Annotated in this window: 22 protein-coding genes; 18 read left to right on the top strand and 4 right to left on the bottom strand. The window is 57.0% G+C overall.

Annotated features, from left to right (window positions below):
* Positions 1-14: 14 nt before the first annotated feature.
* Positions 15-1,409, top strand: coding sequence for an MFS transporter (locus SCU88_RS13325; RefSeq protein ID WP_175340597.1), 1,395 nt, complete (start codon positions 15-17; stop codon positions 1,407-1,409).
* Here the strand turns inward: SCU88_RS13325 and pspF are convergent.
* Positions 1,397-2,392: a phage shock protein operon transcriptional activator gene (pspF, locus tag SCU88_RS13320; protein ID WP_175340596.1), complete on the bottom strand. Its 996-nt coding sequence runs from the start codon at positions 2,390-2,392 to the stop codon at positions 1,397-1,399. The genes SCU88_RS13325 and pspF overlap by 13 nt on opposite strands.
* Before the next feature lie 157 nt (positions 2,393-2,549).
* Here pspF and pspA point away from each other — a divergent pair, with 157 nt between their 5' ends.
* The 7 genes from pspA (at position 2,550) to tyrR (ending at position 8,397) form a co-directional block, all read left to right on the top strand.
* Positions 2,550-3,218 (top strand): phage shock protein PspA, encoded by a 669-nt coding sequence (gene pspA / locus SCU88_RS13315; protein WP_138097713.1) that lies wholly within the window; start codon positions 2,550-2,552, stop codon positions 3,216-3,218.
* A gap of 52 nt (positions 3,219-3,270) precedes the next feature.
* Positions 3,271-3,498: an envelope stress response membrane protein PspB gene (gene pspB / locus SCU88_RS13310; RefSeq protein WP_138097712.1), complete on the top strand. Its 228-nt coding sequence runs from the start codon at positions 3,271-3,273 to the stop codon at positions 3,496-3,498.
* Entirely contained in the window at positions 3,498-3,851 is a 354-nt protein-coding gene (gene pspC / locus SCU88_RS13305; protein ID WP_138097711.1) for an envelope stress response membrane protein PspC, read from the top strand. The genes pspB and pspC overlap by 1 nt, the downstream gene beginning before the upstream one ends.
* Positions 3,852-3,881: 30 nt before the next feature.
* Complete coding sequence (pspD, locus tag SCU88_RS13300; protein ID WP_138097710.1) at positions 3,882-4,106, top strand: phage shock protein PspD; 225 nt, start codon at positions 3,882-3,884, stop codon at positions 4,104-4,106.
* A gap of 158 nt (positions 4,107-4,264) precedes the next feature.
* Positions 4,265-5,662, top strand: coding sequence for a YcjX family protein (locus SCU88_RS13295; protein ID WP_138097709.1), 1,398 nt, complete (start codon positions 4,265-4,267; stop codon positions 5,660-5,662).
* A complete protein-coding gene (locus SCU88_RS13290; RefSeq protein WP_175340595.1) occupies positions 5,659-6,729 on the top strand; it encodes a TIGR01620 family protein in 1,071 nt (356 codons plus the stop codon). The genes SCU88_RS13295 and SCU88_RS13290 overlap by 4 nt, the downstream gene beginning before the upstream one ends.
* 126 nt (positions 6,730-6,855) lie before the next feature.
* The gene (tyrR, locus tag SCU88_RS13285; RefSeq protein ID WP_138097707.1) at positions 6,856-8,397 is read left to right on the top strand and encodes a transcriptional regulator TyrR; all 1,542 of its coding nucleotides are present in this window, start codon (positions 6,856-6,858) and stop codon (positions 8,395-8,397) included.
* 53 nt (positions 8,398-8,450) lie between these two features.
* Here the strand turns inward: tyrR and tpx are convergent, their stop codons facing one another.
* The gene (gene tpx / locus SCU88_RS13280) at positions 8,451-8,951 is read right to left on the bottom strand and encodes a thiol peroxidase (protein ID WP_175340594.1); all 501 of its coding nucleotides are present in this window, start codon (positions 8,949-8,951) and stop codon (positions 8,451-8,453) included.
* A gap of 142 nt (positions 8,952-9,093) precedes the next feature.
* On the opposite strand from tpx, the gene ycjG reads away from it, so the two are divergent.
* Both ycjG and SCU88_RS13270 read left to right on the top strand, forming a co-directional pair.
* Positions 9,094-10,062, top strand: a complete 969-nt coding sequence (gene ycjG / locus SCU88_RS13275; RefSeq protein ID WP_138097705.1) for an L-Ala-D/L-Glu epimerase — start codon at positions 9,094-9,096, stop codon at positions 10,060-10,062.
* 228 nt (positions 10,063-10,290) lie between these two features.
* On the top strand, positions 10,291-10,446 hold the full coding sequence (locus SCU88_RS13270; RefSeq protein ID WP_175340593.1) for a Hok/Gef family protein: 156 nt from the start codon (positions 10,291-10,293) through the stop codon (positions 10,444-10,446).
* A gap of 66 nt (positions 10,447-10,512) precedes the next feature.
* Here SCU88_RS13270 and mpaA read toward each other — a convergent pair whose 3' ends face one another.
* A complete protein-coding gene (gene mpaA, locus SCU88_RS13265) occupies positions 10,513-11,229 on the bottom strand; it encodes a murein tripeptide amidase MpaA (RefSeq protein ID WP_138097703.1) in 717 nt (238 codons plus the stop codon).
* Between the two features lie 179 nt (positions 11,230-11,408).
* Here mpaA and SCU88_RS13260 point away from each other — a divergent pair, with 179 nt between their 5' ends.
* Entirely contained in the window at positions 11,409-13,028 is a 1,620-nt protein-coding gene (locus SCU88_RS13260) for an ABC transporter substrate-binding protein (RefSeq protein ID WP_175340592.1), read from the top strand.
* A 4-nt stretch (positions 13,029-13,032) separates the two neighbouring features.
* On the opposite strand, the gene SCU88_RS13255 is transcribed toward SCU88_RS13260, so the two are convergent.
* Complete coding sequence (locus SCU88_RS13255; RefSeq protein ID WP_138097701.1) at positions 13,033-14,091, bottom strand: LacI family DNA-binding transcriptional regulator; 1,059 nt, start codon at positions 14,089-14,091, stop codon at positions 13,033-13,035.
* A gap of 223 nt (positions 14,092-14,314) precedes the next feature.
* Here SCU88_RS13255 and SCU88_RS13250 point away from each other — a divergent pair, with 223 nt between their 5' ends.
* The 7 genes from SCU88_RS13250 to zntB all read left to right on the top strand — a co-directional run bounded on the left by SCU88_RS13250 (position 14,315) and on the right by zntB (position 19,041).
* Positions 14,315-14,758 carry a PTS sugar transporter subunit IIA gene (locus SCU88_RS13250; RefSeq protein WP_138097700.1) on the top strand — a complete coding sequence of 148 codons (444 nt, stop codon included), beginning with the start codon at positions 14,315-14,317 and terminating at the stop codon, positions 14,756-14,758.
* An 8-nt stretch (positions 14,759-14,766) separates the two neighbouring features.
* Entirely contained in the window at positions 14,767-15,033 is a 267-nt protein-coding gene (locus tag SCU88_RS13245) for a PTS sugar transporter subunit IIB (protein ID WP_138097699.1), read from the top strand.
* Positions 15,034-15,064: 31 nt separating this feature from the next.
* Positions 15,065-16,327 carry a PTS ascorbate transporter subunit IIC gene (locus SCU88_RS13240; RefSeq protein ID WP_175340591.1) on the top strand — a complete coding sequence of 421 codons (1,263 nt, stop codon included), beginning with the start codon at positions 15,065-15,067 and terminating at the stop codon, positions 16,325-16,327.
* 20 nt (positions 16,328-16,347) lie between these two features.
* The gene (gene alsE, locus SCU88_RS13235; protein WP_175340590.1) at positions 16,348-17,025 is read left to right on the top strand and encodes a D-allulose 6-phosphate 3-epimerase; all 678 of its coding nucleotides are present in this window, start codon (positions 16,348-16,350) and stop codon (positions 17,023-17,025) included.
* 269 nt (positions 17,026-17,294) lie between these two features.
* Positions 17,295-17,543, top strand: a complete 249-nt coding sequence (locus SCU88_RS13230; RefSeq protein WP_175340589.1) for a GlsB/YeaQ/YmgE family stress response membrane protein — start codon at positions 17,295-17,297, stop codon at positions 17,541-17,543.
* A 118-nt stretch (positions 17,544-17,661) separates the two neighbouring features.
* Positions 17,662-17,928 carry a DksA/TraR family C4-type zinc finger protein gene (locus SCU88_RS13225; RefSeq protein ID WP_175340588.1) on the top strand — a complete coding sequence of 89 codons (267 nt, stop codon included), beginning with the start codon at positions 17,662-17,664 and terminating at the stop codon, positions 17,926-17,928.
* A 129-nt stretch (positions 17,929-18,057) separates the two neighbouring features.
* Positions 18,058-19,041: a zinc transporter ZntB gene (gene zntB / locus SCU88_RS13220; protein WP_175340587.1), complete on the top strand. Its 984-nt coding sequence runs from the start codon at positions 18,058-18,060 to the stop codon at positions 19,039-19,041.
* The last annotated feature ends 102 nt before the right edge of the window (positions 19,042-19,143 follow it).

Below are 19,143 nucleotides of genomic sequence, written 5' to 3'. Positions count from 1 at the left end.
GGAGGGAAGGGTAAATGAGTACGGTATCTCTGGAACACCCCCGCAGCGCGGGTAACGACCGCTGGCTGGCTGGGATTGTGCTGGGCGTTCTGACATTCTGGCTGTTCGCCCAGTCGGTCATTAATGTGGTGCCCGATATCAAGTCCAGTGTGGCGATTCCGGCGGCCACGCTGAATCTGGCCATTAGTCTGAGTGCGTTATTTAGCGGCTGTTTTATTGTGGCCTGCGGCGGGCTGGCGGATCGCTTCGGCCGGGTTCGTCTGACCCGGCTTGGGCTGTGGCTAAGTCTGGCGGGCAGCCTGATGCTGGTGCTGGCCCAGGAATCGACGCTGTTTTTGGTGGGGCGTGCGGTGCAGGGGCTTTCTGCTGCCTGCATCATGCCCGCCACTCTGGCATTGATTAAAACCTGGTATCAGGGGGCGGCGCGTCAGCGGGCCATCAGTTTCTGGGTGATCGGCTCCTGGGGAGGGAGCGGTCTCTGTTCGCTGGTTGGGGGCTCTATCGCCACCGGTATAGGGTGGCGCTGGATCTTTATTATCTCGATGCTGTTCGCCGGGCTGGCGCTGTTGCTGCTGCGCGGCGCACAGGAGAATCGCAGCGAACAGGCCGCACGTCATCGTCTCGACCTGCCGGGTCTGATCCTGCTGGCGGCGGCGCTGGTGCTGCTTAACCTGTTTATCACCAAAGGGCGCGACTGGGGCTGGGCCAGTCCGGCAACCCTGGGACTGCTGGCCGGTTTTGTGATCACGGCGCTGTGCTTTTTCCGGGCGGAGCGGCGGCGGGGCGGTCAGGCGTTGATCGACTTTTCCCTGTTCGCGAACCGGGCGTACAGCGGCGCGGTTATCTCCAATATGCTGCTTAACGGCTGTATCGGCACCATGATGATCGCCAGTATCTATATGCAGCAGGGGCGCCAGTTCAGCGCCTTCCAGACCGGACTGATGACCATGGGCTATCTGGTGACGGTACTGGCGATGATTCGCGTTGGTGAAAAGCTGCTGCAGCGCTATGGCGCGCGGCTGCCGATGATGATTGGCCCGGTGCTTACCGGTCTGGGCATCTTCTTTATCTCCTGTACTTTCCTGGGGGATACCGCCTACGTGGCCACGGTGTTTGCCAGCTATGTGCTGTTCGGTCTTGGCCTGGGCTGTTACGCCACGCCGTCTACGGATACCGCCGTTAGCCACGCTCCGCACGATAAAGCGGGCGTGGCCTCCGGGCTCTATAAAATGGGCAGCTCGCTGGGGGGCGCTTTCGGACTGGCGATTTCCGCTTCGCTCTATGGGCTGCTGCTGCCGTTGGGCATGGCCCGTGCCGCGCAGTTCGCGCTGCTGGCCAATACCGGCCTGTGCCTGGCGGCGCTAGTGGTGGTCTTCCTGATGGTGCCGCGTAGCAATCAACTGAGCTGATGTTTCTTAAGCAGCGCCCGCAGCTGGTGGTAGGTTAATCCCAGCAGTTGCGCGGCCTGCTTCTGGTGATATTTGGCTGCGCGCAGACTGGCTTCTACCAGGGCTTTTTCCTGCTGAGTCTGCCAGTCGCGCAGGTCGAGTGGCAGTGCCGGGAGACTGTCAGCCGTTGTGCCTGGTACTGGCGCTGGCGCGGTGTCCCGGGCGAAGGGATCCAGAACGATGGTTTCTACCGGCTCATCGCTTGCGCCGTGGCGCCATACCGAACGCTCCACCACGTTTTTCAGTTCCCGGATGTTGCCCGGCCAGCGGTAGTTCAGCAGGGTATTCCGGGCCTGTTCGCTAAAACCGGGAAACAGCGGTAGCGCCAGTTCCCGACACATCTGAATGGCGAACTGCTCCGCCAGCAGCATGATATCGGCCTGGCGTTCACGCAATGGCGGTAGTCGCACCACTTCAAAGGCCAGACGATCCAGCAGATCGGCGCGAAAACTGCCTTGTTCCGCCATTTGTGGCAGATCGGCATTGGTGGCGCACACCAGACGCACGTTAACCTGCAAAGGCTGGCTGCCCCCCACGCGCTCCAGCTCGCCATATTCAATGACCCTTAGCAGCTTTTCCTGAACGCTCATCGGCGCGGTGGCCAGCTCGTCCAGAAACAGGGTACCGCCGTCGGCGCGCTCGAAGCGCCCCTGGTGACGGGTTTTGGCGCCGGTAAAGGAGCCCGCCTCGTGGCCGAACAGCTCGGAATCGAGCAGGTTTTCATTGAGCGCAGCGCAGTTCAGCGAAATAAAAGGGCCCTGCCAGCGGCGCGACAAAAAGTGCAGACGGTTGGCGATAAGCTCCTTGCCGGTACCGCGCTCGCCAATAACCAGTACCGGTTTATCCAGCGGCGCCAGGCGCGAAACCTGCTCCAGCATCTCCAGAAAGCGGTTATCCTCGCCCAGCAGGTTATCTTTGTATTCGGTCATGATGAAATTAACCACTCGTTAGTGAATATCACCACTCTAGCGGATTTTTAGTGGCGGGTAAAATATAACTATTTCTTTATTTTCAATGCATTAAAAAGTTGGCACGCATTCTGCAATATCCTGAGGGAGACGGGCACAGTGCCCGCAGGAACCATGACTGAGGATTTGAATTATGGGTATTTTTTCTCGTTTCGCCGATATCGTGAGCGCCAACATCAACTCGCTGCTGGAGAAAGCGGAAGATCCGCAGAAGCTGGTACGACTGATGATTCAGGAAATGGAAGACACGCTGGTGGAAGTTCGCTCCACCTCGGCCCGCGCCCTGGCAGAGAAGAAACAGCTGGCACGTCGCATTGAGCAGGCAACGGCTCAGCAGGCCGAATGGCAGGAGAAAGCCGAACTGGCGCTGCGTAAAGAGAAAGAGGATCTGGCCCGCTCTGCGCTGATTGAAAAGCAGAAGCTGACCGAAATCATCGCTTCTCTGGAGCATGAAGCCGCGCAGGTGGATGAATCTCTGGATCGCATGAAGACCGAGATTGGCGAGCTGGAAAACAAGCTGAGCGAAACCCGGGCCCGTCAGCAGGCGCTGACCCTGCGTCATCAGGCGGCTTCCTCTTCACGCGACGTACGCCGTCAGCTGGACAGCGGCAAACTGGACGAAGCCATGGCGCGTTTCGAATCCTTCGAGCGTCGTATCGACCATATGGAAGCAGAAGCGGAAAGCCATCGCTTCGGTAAGTCGAAAAGCCTCGACCAGCAGTTCTCCGAGCTGAAAGCGGATGATGAAATCAGCGCGCAGCTGGAGGCGTTAAAGGCTAAAGTACAGCGCGACGGTGAGTAATCTTTCATGCGGCGCGGTTCGCGCCGCTGCGTTTGATCGGTAAGGAGTACACATGAGCGCGCTATTTTTAGCCATTCCGTTGACCATCTTTGTGCTGTTCGTCGCCCCTATCTGGCTCTGGCTGCACTACAGCAACCGCCAGGAGCGGGGGAGTCAGCTCTCCCAGAGCGAACGACAGCGCCTGATGCAACTGAATGACGACGCGCAGCGGATGCGGGAACGCATTCAGGCGCTGGAACAGATTCTTGATGCTGAACATCCGAACTGGAGAGACAAATAATGGCAGTGACCTTTTCCGGGCGTAAATTGTGGCGTATCCCACAGCGCGGTATGGTGAAAGGCGTATGTGCCGGGATAGCGCAATACCTTGATGTACCGGTGAAGCTGGTACGTCTGATCGTGATTTTATCGATGTTGTTTGGCCTGTTTTTCTTCACCCTCGTGGCCTATGTGATTCTGACTTTCGCGCTGGATCCCATGCCGGAAGGCGCAGATCGGCAGGAAGCGTCCAGCGGTCATATACTGAATGAAGTGGACGCCGAACTGGCCGAAGGCGAGCAGCGCCTGCGCGCGATGGAGCGTTACATTACCTCCGACGCTTACACGCTGCATAGCCGTTTCCGTCAACTTTAACCCGTGATACGGGGTAAGGAGAAAGTCAGAGTGAAAGCGAGTTTGAACCACGCCGCCCGTAAAGCGGCTCCCGTTGCCCGGGTAGCCGGTAAGCTGGTACTGCTCACCGCGCTGCGTTATGGCCCGGCAGGCGTTGCCGGCTGGGCAGTGAAGTCGGTGGCCCGTCGGCCGCTGAAGATGGTGCTGGCGGTGGCGCTGGAGCCGCTACTTTCCCGCCTGGCTCACCGTTTATCCCGTCGTTTTTCGGCGCGTTAAGCGCCCGCGGCCGCTGTCGTTCTGACAGCGGCGTCCGCCTTCCGGATTACCATCAGCCCGGGGTTTCCCCCGCACAGGCACGGGAAAGATGAGGAACCGGCACCCATCGCGTAAACTAAGGTACCAGGATAAGCGTGCGAGGGTGACACAGGAGTGCTATGAAAAGAATAAAAAATGAGCTGCAGGCGCTGATGAACCGTGGAATGGATCGGCATCTGCGTCTGGCGGTGACTGGCCTGAGCCGTAGCGGCAAGACGGCTTTTATTACCGCGATGGTTAATCAACTACTCAATGTCCATACCGGCGCGCGTCTGCCGCTGCTGAGCGCGGCGCGCGAAGAGCGTCTGCTGGGCGTAAAAAGAGTGCCGCAGCGCGACCTGGGCATTCCGCGCTTTACCTACGATGAAGGGCTGGCCCAGCTTTACGGTTCGCCGCCGGCCTGGCCCACGCCGACCCGCGGCGTCAGCGAAATGCGGCTGGCGCTGCGCTACCGCTCCGATGATTCCCTGCTGCGTCACTTTAAAGAGACCTCCACCCTGTGGCTGGAGATTGTCGACTATCCCGGCGAGTGGCTGCTGGATCTGCCGATGCTGGCTCAGGATTATCTGAGTTGGTCGCGCCAGATGACTGGCCTGCTGCAGGGCGATCGCGCCGAATGGGCGCGCCCGTGGCGTGAACTGTGCGCCGGGCTGGATCCAGAAGCGCCCGCCGATGAGAACCGGCTGGCGGCCATCGCCGCGGCCTGGAGCGATTACCTGATTAAATGCAAAGCGCAGGGGCTGCACTTTATTCAGCCCGGACGCTTTGTACTGCCTGGTGAAATGGCCGGCGCCCCGGCGCTGCAGTTCTTCCCCTGGCCGGACGTGGATGGCTGGGGCGAATCGAAACTGGCCCAGGCCGATAAAGGCAGCAATCTCGGAATGCTGCGCGCCCGCTATGACTATTACTGCGACAAGGTGGTGAAGGGGTTCTACCGCGACCACTTTCTGCGTTTCGATCGTCAGATTGTGCTGGTTGATTGCCTGCAACCGCTCAACAGCGGTCCCCAGGCCTTTAACGATATGCGTCTGGCGCTGACGCAACTGATGCAGAGTTTCCACTACGGCCAGCGTACCCTGTTCCGGCGTATGTTCTCGCCGGTTATCGATAAGCTGCTGTTTGCCGCCACCAAGGCGGACCATGTGACGCTCGATCAGCATCCGCATATGGTGTCGCTGCTTCAGCAACTGGTGCAGGACGCCTGGCAGAATGCTGCCTTTGAAGGGATTGAGATGGACTGCCTGGGGCTGGCCTCGGTACAGGCTACCCAGAGTGGCTTAGTGGAGTTGGATGGCGAGAAGATCCCGGCGCTGCGCGGTCATCGCCTGAGCGATGGAGAGCCGCTGACGGTCTACCCCGGCGAGGTACCGGAGCGTCTGCCCGGCGCCGCATTCTGGGAACAGCAGGGCTTTCGTTTTGAACAGTTTCGCCCTCAGGTGATGGATGTGGACAGCCCGCTGCCCCATATTCGCCTTGATGCGGCGCTGGAATTTTTAATAGGAGACAAGCTGCGATGAATGATTCTCTGAAACCGCGCCGGGATTTCGCACAACCGCTGGCGGAAGAGACCCCGGAAGCGCTACGGGAAAATCGCACCTTCAGCGAGCCGGAAGCGGAAAAATTTATGCCTGCCCTGAATGAGCAGGAGGAGGCAGCGGAAGAGGGTCAGCCCGAGGTGGCGGTGGAAGCCGCGCTGCGTCCGCGCCGCAGCCTGTGGCGCCGCATGGTTGGGCTGGGTATTGGCCTGTTTGTCGTAAGCACGGTCGCTCAGGGCGTGCAGTGGGCATGGCAAGCCTGGCAGAGCCAGGACTGGGTGGCGCTGGGCGGTTGTGCCGCCGGGGGGCTGATTATCGCTGCCGGTATCGGTTCGGTGGCGGGGGAATGGCGGCGTCTGTGGCGTTTGCGCCAAAGGGCCGAGGCGCGCGACGAGGCCAGGGAGTTGCTGGCCAGCCACGCTTCCGGCAAGGGTCGCGCTTTCTGCGAGAATCTGGCGCAACAGGCCGGTCTGGATCAGAGCCATCCGGCGCTGCAACGCTGGCATGCCGCCATTCACGAAACCCAGAACGATCGCGAAGTAGTAGCGCTCTATGCCCGTATCGTACAGCCGGTGCTTGACGCCCAGGCGCGGCGCGCTATCAGCCGCTCTGCCGCCGAATCGACCCTGATGATCGCCGTCAGCCCGCTGGCGCTGGTGGATATGGCGTTTATCGCCTGGCGTAACCTGCGACTGATCAATCGCATAGCCGCGCTGTACGGTATTGAGCTGGGCTACTACAGTCGCATTCGTCTGTTCCGCCTGGTGTTGCTGAACATTGCCTTTGCCGGGGCCAGTGAACTGGTGCGTGAAGTGGGCATGGACTGGATGTCCCAGGATCTGGCGGCTCGCCTGTCTGCCCGTGCCGCCCAGGGAATTGGCGCCGGTCTGCTGACCGCAAGGTTGGGCATTAAGGCTATGGAGCTGTGCCGTCCGCTGCCGTGGATGGATGACGATAAGCCACGGTTGGGTGACTTCCGTCGTGAACTGCTGGGGCAGCTTAAAGAGACCATGCAGAAAGGAAAGGGTAAAAGCGCCGATAACCGCTGACTTTACACCAGAACGCCCGGCTTTGCGTCGGGCTGTCAATTTTTGTTGACAGATCCCTTCTGGGGAGGCCCCTTCTGGGGTATGATTCCGATATCCAATCATTGCTTTCGTGTGAGCGTCATTCCCATGCGTCTGGAAGTTATCTGTCAGGACCGTCTTGGCCTGACCCGCGAACTGCTCGATCTGCTGGTGCTACGCAGTATCGATCTGCGCGGTATCGAAATCGATCCTGTCGGCAAGATCTACCTCAATTTCGCCTCCCTGGATTTCACCTCCTTCAGTAGCCTGATGGCGGAGATTCGCCGTATTGCTGGCGTGACGGACGTGCGTACCGTTCCCTGGATGCCCAGCGAGCGTGAACATCGCGCCCTGAGCGCGGTGCTGGAGTCGCTGCCGGAGCCGGTACTGTCGCTGGATCTCAAAGGACGCATTGAACAGGCGAATCCGGCCAGCTGCGCGCTGTTTGGACAGGGCGTGGATAAACTGATTAATCACAGCGCCTCTACGCTGTTTGACGGTTTTAACTTCCCGCGCTGGCTGGAAGGAGAGCCCCACGAGTCCCATAACCGCCATGTGGCGATCAATGGCCAGAACTTCCTGATGGAGCTGACACCGGTCTATCTCGATGGCGAAGAGGGCGATAACCTGCTGGTGGGGGCGGTCGTGATGTTGCGCTCCACGGCGCGGATGGGGCGCCAGCTACAGGCGCTGGACGATGTGGATCTCGAAGCATTCAGCCAGATAGTGGCGGTGAGCCCCAGGATGCGCGGCGTAGTGGAGCAGGCGCGTAAAATGGCGACCCTGAGCGCGCCGTTGTTGATTACCGGCGATACCGGTACCGGTAAGGATCTGCTGGCGCACGCCTGCCATCTGGCAAGCCCCAGAGCACGCAAGCCGTGGCTGGCGCTGAGCTGCGCCTCTATTCCGGAAGATGCGGTGGAAAGCGAGCTTTATGGCGACGGCGCCACCGGCAAAAAGGGCTTTTTCGAGCAGGCCAACGGCGGCTCGGTACTGCTGGACGAAATCGGCGAAATGTCGCCGCGCATGCAGGTTAAACTGCTGCGCTTCCTGAATGACGGCACCTTCCGGCGGGTGGGGGAAGATCATGAAGTGCACGTGGACGTGCGGGTGATCTGCGCGACTCAGAAAAACCTGGTGGAGCTGGTGCAGAAGGGATTGTTCCGTGAGGATCTCTACTATCGCCTTAACGTACTGACCCTGAACCTGCCCGCGTTGCGCGATCGTCCTCAGGATATTATGCCGCTGACTGAAATGTTCGTGGCGCGCCTGGCGGATGAACAGGGGCTGGCGCGGCCGCGGCTCTCTCCGGAACTGGCGGGCGTACTGACCCGCTATGGCTGGCCTGGTAACGTGCGTCAGTTGAAAAATGCCATCTATCGGGCGCTGACTCAGCTACAGGGCTATGAACTGCGCCCCCAGGATATCGCGCTGCCGGATTTCGATGCCGCCGCGTTACCCGTAGGGGACGAAGCGCTGGACGGCTCGCTGGACGACATCACCCGACGTTTCGAACGCTCGGTACTGGTGCAGCTTTATCGCTCCTATCCCAGTACTCGCAAGCTGGCAAAACGGCTGGGGGTTTCTCATACCGCCATCGCCAACAAGCTGCGCGACTACGGCCTGGGCCAGCGCCGCGGCGAAGAGTAAGTACAAAAAAACCGGCCCCTGGGGGGCCGGTCTGCTATTCAGACGCTTGTCTGTTACAGCGCTTTCAGCGCGCTGTCGTAATCCGGCTCTTCGGTGATTTCGTTCACCAGCTGGCTGTAAATCACTTCATCATTTTCGTTCAGAACCACGACCGCACGTGCGGTCAGTCCTTTCATCGGACCTTCGGCAATCGCCACGCCGTAGTTTTCCAGGAAGGCAGGATCGCGCAGGGTGGACAGCGTTACCACATTATCCAGACCTTCAGCACCGCAGAAGCGCGCCTGAGCGAAAGGCAGGTCGGCAGAGATGCACAGGACCACAGCATTATCCAACTGGCCCGCACGCTGGTTGAACTCACGGACCGAAGCGGCGCAAACGCCGGTATCGATGCTCGGGAAAATATTCAGCACTTTGCGCTTACCGGCAAACTGCGACAGAGAAACGTCGGAAAGATCTTTCGCTACCAGGGAGAAAGGCTGTGCCTTACTGCCGGTCTTTGGGAATTCCCCATTTACGGCAACCGGAGCGCCCTTGAAATGAACAGTTTGGGACATAATTATCTTCCTGTTTACATATGTTTAACTAGCACTCTAGTGTATGACAACATTACCTTAATGAACATAGAAATATGAGACGGGGGCACAAAAGTGCACGCCCGCTATACTCCGGATAGCCTAACAGACAGGAATAACCCTAATGAGATCCGTCAGGATGTACCGTGAAGTGTGGCCGCTGCGTACGCCACTGTTTACCGCCCGCGGCAGCCGCAACGAGGCTGAAGTGGTGGTGGTGGAAATGGAAGAAGACGGCTGGCGCGGTGTGGGGGAGTGCGCGCCCTGGCGGCGTTTTGGCGAAAGTGTGCCATCGGTGATGGCGCAAATTGCCAGTATTCTGCCCCATTTGGAACGTAGGATGACCCGGGAGCAGCTGCAGCAGACTCTGCCGCCAGGCGCTGCCCGTAACGCCGTGGACTGCGCCTTCTGGGATCTGGATGCCCGCCGCGCCGGACAGAGCCTGGCGGAATATGTGGGCGTGCAACTGGATTCAGCGGTGGAGAATGCCAGCACGCTGCAACCCGATGAACCACCCCATATGGCCGCTGCCGCCCGGGCGCGCTATAACCGGGGCGCCCGGCTGTTCCGGATTCGTCTGGACGACAGGCTAATCAGCGAACGGCTGGTGGCGATCCGAGAAGCGGTGCCGGAGGCCACGCTGATGGTCGATGCCAGCGAAACCTGGCACAGTGACGGCCTGGCGGCTCGCTGTCAGTTACTGGCGGATCTTGGCGTCGCGTTGCTGGAACAGCCGCTGTCGGCCCGCGATGATGCCGCTCTGGAGAATTTTATCCATCCATTGCCAATCTGCGCCGATGAAAGCTGCCATACCCGCAGCAGCCTGAAGGCGCTGGCGGGGCGTTACGAAGCAATTAATCTCAAACTCGACAAATGCGGTGGGTTGACCGAAGGGCTGGCCCTGGCTGCGGCCGCCAGGGAGCAGGGCTTCGAACTGGTGCTGGGCGGCGCCAGCTGTACTTCGCGAGCCGTGTCGGCGGCTCTGCCGCTGGCACCACAGGCGCGCTATGTGGATCTGGAAGGACCGGACTGGCTGGCGGTGGATGTAGAGCCGGGGCTGCGCTATGAAGGCGGGCGTATTTTGCTGGACTAGCGCGAGCCGTCTCGCAAATCATTAATAACAGTGGTGGATAAAATGGTGGCGCATCAGTCGGCTGAATAAAATAACGGCGGGTGCTTAAGGCTGTCTGCCTTAAGCATTGGTGGAAGGCAGGCAGAGAAAAGCCCCAGGTGACGTTTATTATCAACCTGAGGCTAGTCCGCATGCTCGACACATGCAGGTTAGCTTCTTACAGACCACCCGGTCAAGGAGTAGCCGACGATGAAACAGCAGAAGGCGATACTTGTCGCTCTGATCGTTATCTGCATCACAGCGTTTATGGTGGTGCTGGCGATGAGGAAAGATCTTTGTGGAGTCCGCATCCGAAGCGGTCACACGGAGATTTCTGTTTTCACTGCCTGCATAGCTCTTAAGTAAGGTAACCCGGCGGGGAGCGTTCCCCGCCGTATCATGCGTTCGCGCAGCGCTTTAAGCACCCGTCTTTTATTCTGCGTTTTCGGTCCAGCACAGCAGGCGCAGCAACGGCTCCAGGTAGCGCTCGCTGGCTTCGTCGGCAGAAATAGCTGGCAGCTCCGCCGTAATGCATGGCAGGCCGAGATCGCCGCACCAGCTGCCGAAGGAACCGGGCGTTTCGTATCCGACGCTGGCGACCAGCGGCAGCCCGAAGGCCTCAGCCATCCATTCGCTGAGCGTACCGGTATGGGGGTCCTCAATACAGCTTAGCGGATCGTGAAATGAGACGACCCAGGCGGGATGCAACTGGTGGATAAGTGCACACAGCGCCAGGGTTTCCGGTTCACTGGCGGGCGTTTCGCCGGTGGAAAGTACCACGTCGCGTCTGTCGGCCAGGCTGTTCCAGCGGTAATGAGTCTCACCCTGGCGCCAGTTGGCTGCCGGAAAATTGCGGTTGATATCAACGCCGCGGGCGTTGGCGCGCAGCCCCAGCTGGCAGCCGTCCGGATTCACAGCCAGTACCACATGATGGCGGCGCAGCGGCGGCGCCAGAGTGCGCAGCGCACAGGAAAGGCTGACCATAGCGGCGTTTTCATCGCCGTGGGTACCGGCGATAATCAGCCCGCTGTCGGCATCGGCGCGCGGGGCGGGGAACCACAGCAGCGGCGCGCCGAGTACCGACTCGCCGTAGCGTTCGATGCCCGGGGGCAGGGGGCCGCGCTGTGAACGGGGCAGACGTGTACTCATAGGGCTTTCCTTTTCCTGTTCCTGATTTCATTAAAGCAGCCGGTGATGAAAAAGCCACCGTTTACGTTCAGCGTAGAGCGGCGCTGCCCCTTCAGCGCGCAACAATTGACTGAGTTAATTGATTTTTTGCGTCTGGTCTGCTGTTATCGGCAACATCACGTTTGTCTTAAGGGCCGTTAATGAAAAACGTACTTCGCTATTCCTGTTGCGCGCTGCTGCTGGCCGGCGCATTTCCTTCCGCGTATGCGGCGGATGTACCTGCCGGGGTGACGCTCGATACCCGCCAGGAGCTGGTTCGTCATCTGAAGGATGAACCCGCTTCGCTGGATCCGGCTAAGGCCGTTGGGCTGCCGGAAATTCAGGTCATTCGCGATCTGTTTGAAGGGCTGGTCAATCAGGATGAGAAGGGGCAGCCGGTACCGGGTGTTGCCAGCAAATGGCAGAGCAACGATAACCGGGTCTGGACCTTTACGCTGCGTAACGACGCCCGCTGGTCCGATGGAACGCCGGTAACGGCACAGGATTTTGTGTACAGCTGGCGCCGACTGGTGGATCCGCAAACCACGTCGCCTTTCGCCTGGTTCGCCGGTCTGGCGGGTATTCTGAACGCCCGCGACATCGCCGACGGGAAAGTGGCACCCGATAAACTGGGAGTCAGCGCGGTGAATGCCCACCAGCTTCGGGTACAGCTCGATCGCCCGGTGCCGTATTTCCCTGCGCTTGCCGCCAGTTTTGCGTTATATCCCGTGAAGCAGGCCAATATTGAGCGCTTTGGCAAGGCCTGGACTCAGCCGGGAAATCTGGTCAGTAACGGCGCCTTTGTGCTACGCACGCGGGTAGTGAATGAAAAGCTGGAGCTGGGCCGCAATCGTCAGTACTGGGATAACACGAAAACGGTGCTCAATAAGGTGACCTTCCTGCCCATCAATCAGGAGTCCGCGGTGACCAAGCGTTATCTGGCGGGGGATATCGATATCACCGAATCCTTCCCCAAACAGCTCTACCGCAAGCTGATGAAGGAGATTCCGGGGCAGATTTACACGCCGCCCCAGCTTGGCACCTACTACTACGCGTTTAATACTGAAAAAGGGCCAACGGCCGATGTCCGGGTGCGTCAGGCGCTCAGTATGACTATCGATCGACGTATCATCGCTGACAAGGTGCTGGGAACCGGTGAAAAACCGGCGTGGCGCTTTACGCCGGATGTAACGGCAGGCTTTACGCCGGAGCCATCGCCGCTGGAGGGAACCCCTCAACCGGAGCTGAATGCGCAGGCGAAAACGCTGCTTCAGGCGGCAGGCTATGGTCCCGGACGGCCGCTGAATCTGACGCTTCTGTATAACACCTCGGAAAACCACCAGAAGATCGCCATTGCCGTGGCCTCAATGTGGAAGAAGAATCTGGGCGTTCAGGTAAAACTGCAAAATCAGGAGTGGAAAACCTATATCGACAGCCGCAACAGCGGTAATTTCGACGTAGTACGCGCGTCCTGGGTGGGGGACTATAACGAGCCTTCCAGCTTCCTGACGCTGCTGACTTCAGGCCATAGCGGCAATATCGCCCGTTTTCACGATCCCCGTTACGATAAGGTGCTGAACCAGGCAAGCCTCGAAGTGGACGGCGAACGACGCAATCGCGACTATAACGCGGCAGAGAAGATCCTACAGGCTCAGGCGCCCATCGCGCCGATCTATCAGTACACCAACGGACGATTGATTAAACCCTGGGTAAAGGGTTACCCGATTAATAACCCGGAAGATGTTGCCTACAGCCGCACTATCTATATTGAAAAACACTAACGCTTTAGCGCGCTGGCCTTTTACTGCTGGCGCGAATTTGCAGGGTGGATGGCAGCTCGATAATCTGCTGCTGTCCATTGCCCGCCAGCCGTTCCAGAAGGGTTTTACCGGCCAGGGTTCCCGCTTCTTTCCAGGGGAACTCGACGGAGGTTAACGCCGGTGAGCAGACGGCGGCGAGAGTACCGCCGCTAAGGCTTGCCAGTGCCAGCCCATCGGGCACTTTCAGACCTGCGTTATGGCAGGCCATAATGCAGCCGCAGGCAATCTCGTCCGAAGTACAAATCAGCGCATCCAGTTCCGGCCAGGTAATACGAATATCCCCCAGCAGGCTGAATCCCGTCGTGATCCCGGACGGAAGGTGAGGCGTGACCACGCGGTGCGGCGAGTGGCTAATCGACAGCATGGCACTGTTCCAGCCCCCCAGAATCTGGCGAAACATCACATTATTCGAGGCGGTGCAGAGCAGCCCCAGATTTTTATATCCCTCCTGTGCCAGTGAATTCACCAGCTTTTTGATGGCGGCGGCGTAGTCGACACCAATGCTGACGCAGGCGGCCTCGTGGTTAATGGCGCCAATCTCAACAACCGGAATCCCGGCGTTAGCCAGCATTTGTGAACAGCTATCGATGTTGTCGATATTAAACTGGACAATGGCGGCCGGATTGTAAGCCAGCATCTGCTGAAAAGCTTTTTCTTCGCTCTGTCCCCCCTGGCCGGACTCAATAAACATCATGGTATAGCCCTGACGCGACAGCACCTCTTGCAGGGTTTCGGAAGCGGCGATAAATCCCGGCACTGAGAAAGAGGGCACAACGCCCATAACAAGGCTGGAATCGGCGGAAGCCAGACTGCGCGCCTGCAGATTGGGGACATAGCCCAGTTCATTCACTGCTGTCTCAATACGTGTACGCAGTTCTGGATTCACTTTTTCGGGCATCCGTAGCGCACGGGATACGGTCATGGTACTGACGCCAACCAGCTTCGCGACCTCTGCCAGTGTGATCTTGCCGGTGTTCTTTCTGCGTTTTTCTTTTGAGCCGTCGTCCGTTGGTAACGTCTGCACGGATGCCCTCCTGTTAGTTATTTCTGGGGCTCTATTGTAAATGATGTTCTCTCGTTTGAGCATTGTAAAACCGCAAATCGTTGAACATGCTGATCAATGATGTTAGCGATAACAAAATTTTTAACATTATCTTATGTTAGCGCTAACTTTGCGATGCAGATCACGGTAAGCAGCGAATTTATTCCTCTATAGTAGGCCCACTTAAATACAGCGCGAGGCAGTTATGCTTACGACCTGGTTGCCCGAAGAAAATATTCAATTCGTTGATGCCGTCAATGACTGGAAGCAGGCAATAAATTTATCTGCGGCTCCCTTATTAAAAAGCAGAGCGATTACTGAACAATATCTGGAAGCCATTTTAAAAAGTCATCAGGAGCTGGGGCCGTATTATGTTCTGGCTCCGGGGTTGGCGATGCCGCATGCCCGGCCGGAACAGGGGGTAATAAAAAATGGATTGTCGCTGCTGCATATAAAAGAGGGTGTATCCTTTGATGCGCGCGAAAATGATCCAATTTATGTTGTTATTATGCTATGTGCACTGTCGGGTGATGAACACATTCGCATGATTAGCGCACTGGCAGAGGTTTTCAGCGATGAAATGCGTCTGGAAGGACTTCTGAAAGCAGAGACAATGCATGACATTCAATGTGTTATAACCAACCGGTGAGGTAAGGAATGAAAAAGATTCTGATTGTTTGCGGTAATGGTCTGGGCAGTAGTTTTATTGTGGAAATGAATGTTAAAAAAATTATCGGCGAGCTGAATAAACAGGCTGATGTTTCTCATACCGATCTGACTTCGGCAAAAAGTGAAACCGCAGATATTATCCTGAGTGCGCAAGATATTGCTGAGCAGTTATCTGGCCATTCAGCCCGGGTATTTGGCTTAAGCAATCTTCTGGATAATAACAAAATTAAAGAGATCCTTGCCGAAAACCTGTAATTAATAGTGTTTGGCCCCACGGAGTCATTCTATGCTGCAATTTATTATTCATGATGTGCTTGGCACACCAGCAATACTCGTCGGCTTATTTTCGCTAATTGGTCTGTTGCTGCAGAAAAAAGCATTTTCAGATGTAGTTTCCGGCACGCTGAAAACCATTATGGGGTTTGTTATTTTAACCTCTGGTGCGGCGATTATCGCCACCACCCTGGCAACATTTAGCCAGCTATTTGAGCATTCGTTCCATATTCAGGGGGTAGTGCCGAATACCGATGCGATGGCGGCGCTGGCCCAGAAGAACTACGGCACGGCTACGGCGATGATAATGGTGCTCGGGATGCTGTTTAATATTGTCCTGGCCCGTATTACTCCGTTGAAATATATCTTCCTGACCGGTCATCACACGCTGTATATGGCGGCGATGCTGGCGGTTATCCTCTCTGTCGGCGGTCTTTCACTGCCGTGGGTGGTGACCATAGGGGCTCTCATTCTTGGTGTGATGATGGTGGTTTCGCCAGCGATCCTGCAACCCTTCACCCGTAAAATTACCGGCACCGACGATCTGGCGCTTGGGCATTTTGGCTCTACCGGTTATCTGCTGTCGGCGCTGGTAGGTAAAGCCGTTGGTAAGGGAAGCCCGTCGATTGAAGAGTTGAAGGTGCCCAAGTCGCTGAATTTCTTGCGGGACTCTTCGGTGGCTATTTCGCTGACCATGATGATTTTGTTCCTGGTACTGGTCGTTGTGGCAGGCAAAGAATTCGTGGAAAGCAGCGTCAGCGAAGGTCAGAACTTCATCGTGTTCGCTATTATCCAGTCGCTAACCTTTGCTGCCGGAGTATGGATCATTCTTGCCGGGGTACGCATGGTCATCGCCGAAATTGTTCCTGCCTTTAAAGGTATTGCCGACAAGCTGGTAAAAGATGCCAAACCGGCGCTGGACTGTCCGACGGTATTTCCCTTCGCGCCGAACGCCGTCATTGTCGGCTTCCTGGCCAGTTTCGCGGCCGGTCTGGTCAGCATGTTCCTGTGCCCGCTGTTTGGTCTGAGTGTGATTGTTCCCGGCCTGGTGCCGCACTTTTTCTGCGGCGCGACGGCAGGGGTTTACGGCAACATTTGCGGCGGACGGCGCGGTGCGGTGACTGGCGCCTTCGCCCAGGGGCTATTGATCTCTTTCCTGCCAGCTATTCTGCTACCGCTGATGGGAGACCTGGGATTTGCATCCACAACCTTCGGCGATGCTGACTTTGGTGTGGTCGGTATCGTACTTGGACATATTGTGGCCTGGTTTAATTAATCGTTTTAGTGGAGGTGAGTATGGCGGCTAAATTTTCGCCCTCGTTAATGTGTATGGATTTAACGCAATTCCGGGAACAAATTACGGCAATGAACAGCCGGGCAGATTTTTATCATGTTGACATCATGGACGGCAATTACGTCAGAAACATTACACTGTCGCCGTTCTTTATTGAGAACCTGCGCAAAATAACCGAAGTCCCCATTGATGTTCACCTGATGGTCAATCATCCGGAGGATATTATTCCGCTGTGCCTCGACGCAGGGGCGGACATTATCAGCTTCCATCCGGAAACGGCGAATAACAAGATCTTCCGCCTGCTCAACCAGATTAAAGATGCGGGTCGTCGCTGCGGCGTGGTGCTGAATCCTGCCACGCCAGCTCAGGCGATTCGCGAGTATGCACATCTGCTGGATAAAGTCACGGTGATGTCGGTTGATCCGGGCTATGTCGGACAGAAATTTATTCCAGAATCACTTAGTAAAATCAGTCAGTTGATTGAAATGCGTGAAAAAAATGGCTGGCATTATTTGACGGAAATCGACGGCTCGTGTAATGAAAAAACCTTCAACGTTATTGCGCGGTCCGGCGTTGATGTCTTTATCGTTGGCACCTCCGGGTTGTTCTCACTGGCGGAAAACGTCAGCGAGGCCTGGGATAAAATGGTCGCAAATTATCAGCGTGAAACGGCGGCATAACTTTTAATGCGCTCACTGTGAATTAAGATATTTCTTGGCAATGTTACTGTTATTAGTGACTTTCCGAACAGAGCAAGTCCTGATACGGTTATCCTTCAGTACCGCCGTTGTATGTTTACTGCGCAAGTGGCGTAATAAAACTACATAGAAATCAATCTGGACCTTTTGTCGATTGGCGATATCCCGCACCTGTGCTAACTTTCTATTTGCGGGGTTTCAAATCTTAAGCTCCGCCAGAATGTAAATATGAAACGATAAGTGAGGAAACAGTGGGTATTCTTTCCTGGATTATTTTCGGTTTGATCGCAGGTATTCTGGCCAAGTGGATTATGCCAGGCAAGGACGGCGGTGGTTTCATTATGACCGTGGTGCTTGGTGTTATCGGTGCCGTCGTGGGCGGTTGGATCAGTACTCTGTTCGGCTTCGGTAAGGTTGATGGCTTTAATATCGGCAGCTTTGTGGTGGCGGTAATCGGTGCGCTGGTCGTGCTGTTTATCTACCGCAAAATGCGCAGCTAATCTGACTTAGCGGCCTGGAAAAACCCGCTACGGCGGGTTTTTCTTTGCCTGATGGCTGGCTAAAAAGTGTGCGGCTCGTGATATAATAGACCCTTGATTCTCGCGTATGGAGGATGTTATGGCTTCAGGTTGGGCCGCCGACGGTGCGGTACAGGATCAAATCGACAGCACGGTACAGGATGCGGTCGAAAGAGCGCGTAGCGAGCTTCCGGCAGGAGAAAGTCTGCATTTTTGTGAAGAGTGTGACGAACCCATTCCCGAGGCGCGACGCAAGGCGATTCCCGGCGTGCGCCTGTGTGTGCTTTGTCAGCAGAAGGCGGATAAGCAGCGCGCCGCCTGGTCCGGATACAACCGGTGTGGCTCAAAAGACAGCCAGCTCCGGTAGCTTCTGCCAGACAAGTCAATCGTCCGCCTGTGCGGGCGATTTTTTTGCCTGCGTCATCATGGGGTTGCTTAACAAGCTGGTCGGTCTAGACTGAAACCGTTCGATTATTTTTTGTGATGAGGATTGGATGTGGATGTCATAAAGGGAGAGCAGCTGGATGTCCCGGATGCGGTATTTGCACTGCGCCTGGACGGTAAGGGGGGCGTTAGCGACATCGCTAACGATACGGTTTTCGACAGCGAACATCCCTGCTGGCTGCACCTGGACTATACCCGTAGTGAAAGTCAGAACTGGCTTGCCACCACGGCACTGCTGCCGGACACCGTGCGCGACGCGCTGGCGGGCGACAGCACCCGGCCCCGGGTCTCCCGTCTGGGTGAGGGAACCTTTATTACGCTGCGCTGTATTAACGGCAGTACCGACGAACGCCCGGATCAGCTGGTAGCATTGCGGGTATATATCGATGAACGTCTGATCGTCTCTACCCGGCGACGTAAGGTTCTGGCGCTGGACGATGTGATTAGCGACCTGAATCAGGGAACCGGGCCGACCAACAGCGGCGGCTGGCTGGTTGAGGTCTGTGATGCGTTGACCGATCACGCCACGGAGTTTATCGACCATCTGCACGATAAAATCATGGACCTCGAGGATCAGTTGCTGGACCAGGAGGTGCCGCCGCGCGGAGTGTTGGCGCTGATCCGCAAGCAGCTTATTGTGATGCGGCGCTATATGGCGCCCCAGCGCAATGTCTATACCCGGCTTGTCAGCGAGCGTCTGAACTGGATGGATGACGATAACCGGCGCCGGATGCAGGATATCGCCGACCGCCTCGGGCGCGGTCTGGATGAGATAGACGCCTGTATCGCCCGAACCGCGGTGATGGCCGACGAAATAGCCCAACTGATGCAGGAATCACTGGCGCGCCGTACTTATACCATGTCGGTCATGGCGATGGTTTTCCTGCCCACCACCTTTCTGACCGGGCTGTTCGGCGTTAATCTGGGTGGCATTCCCGGCGGCTCGTGGCACTTTGGTTTTGGACTGTTTTGCGTGATGCTACTGGTGCTTATCGGGGGTGTTATCTGGTGGTTGCGACGAGGTAACTGGCTGTAAAAATAAGGAATTAATTTGCTGGCTAACCACAAAAGGGGAGTAAACCTGATCGAGGTCAATAAACCTGGTGCCGGATCGCGGCACTATCTCTCTCGCAGGTGA

Origin of the sequence: Jejuibacter sp. L23, assembly GCF_050815825.1 — a bacterium.
GTDB lineage: Bacteria > Pseudomonadota > Gammaproteobacteria > Enterobacterales > Enterobacteriaceae > Jejubacter > Jejubacter calystegiae.
The sequence above is the reverse complement of the archived record's forward strand: the minus strand, read 5'-3'. Positions and strand labels throughout refer to the sequence as shown.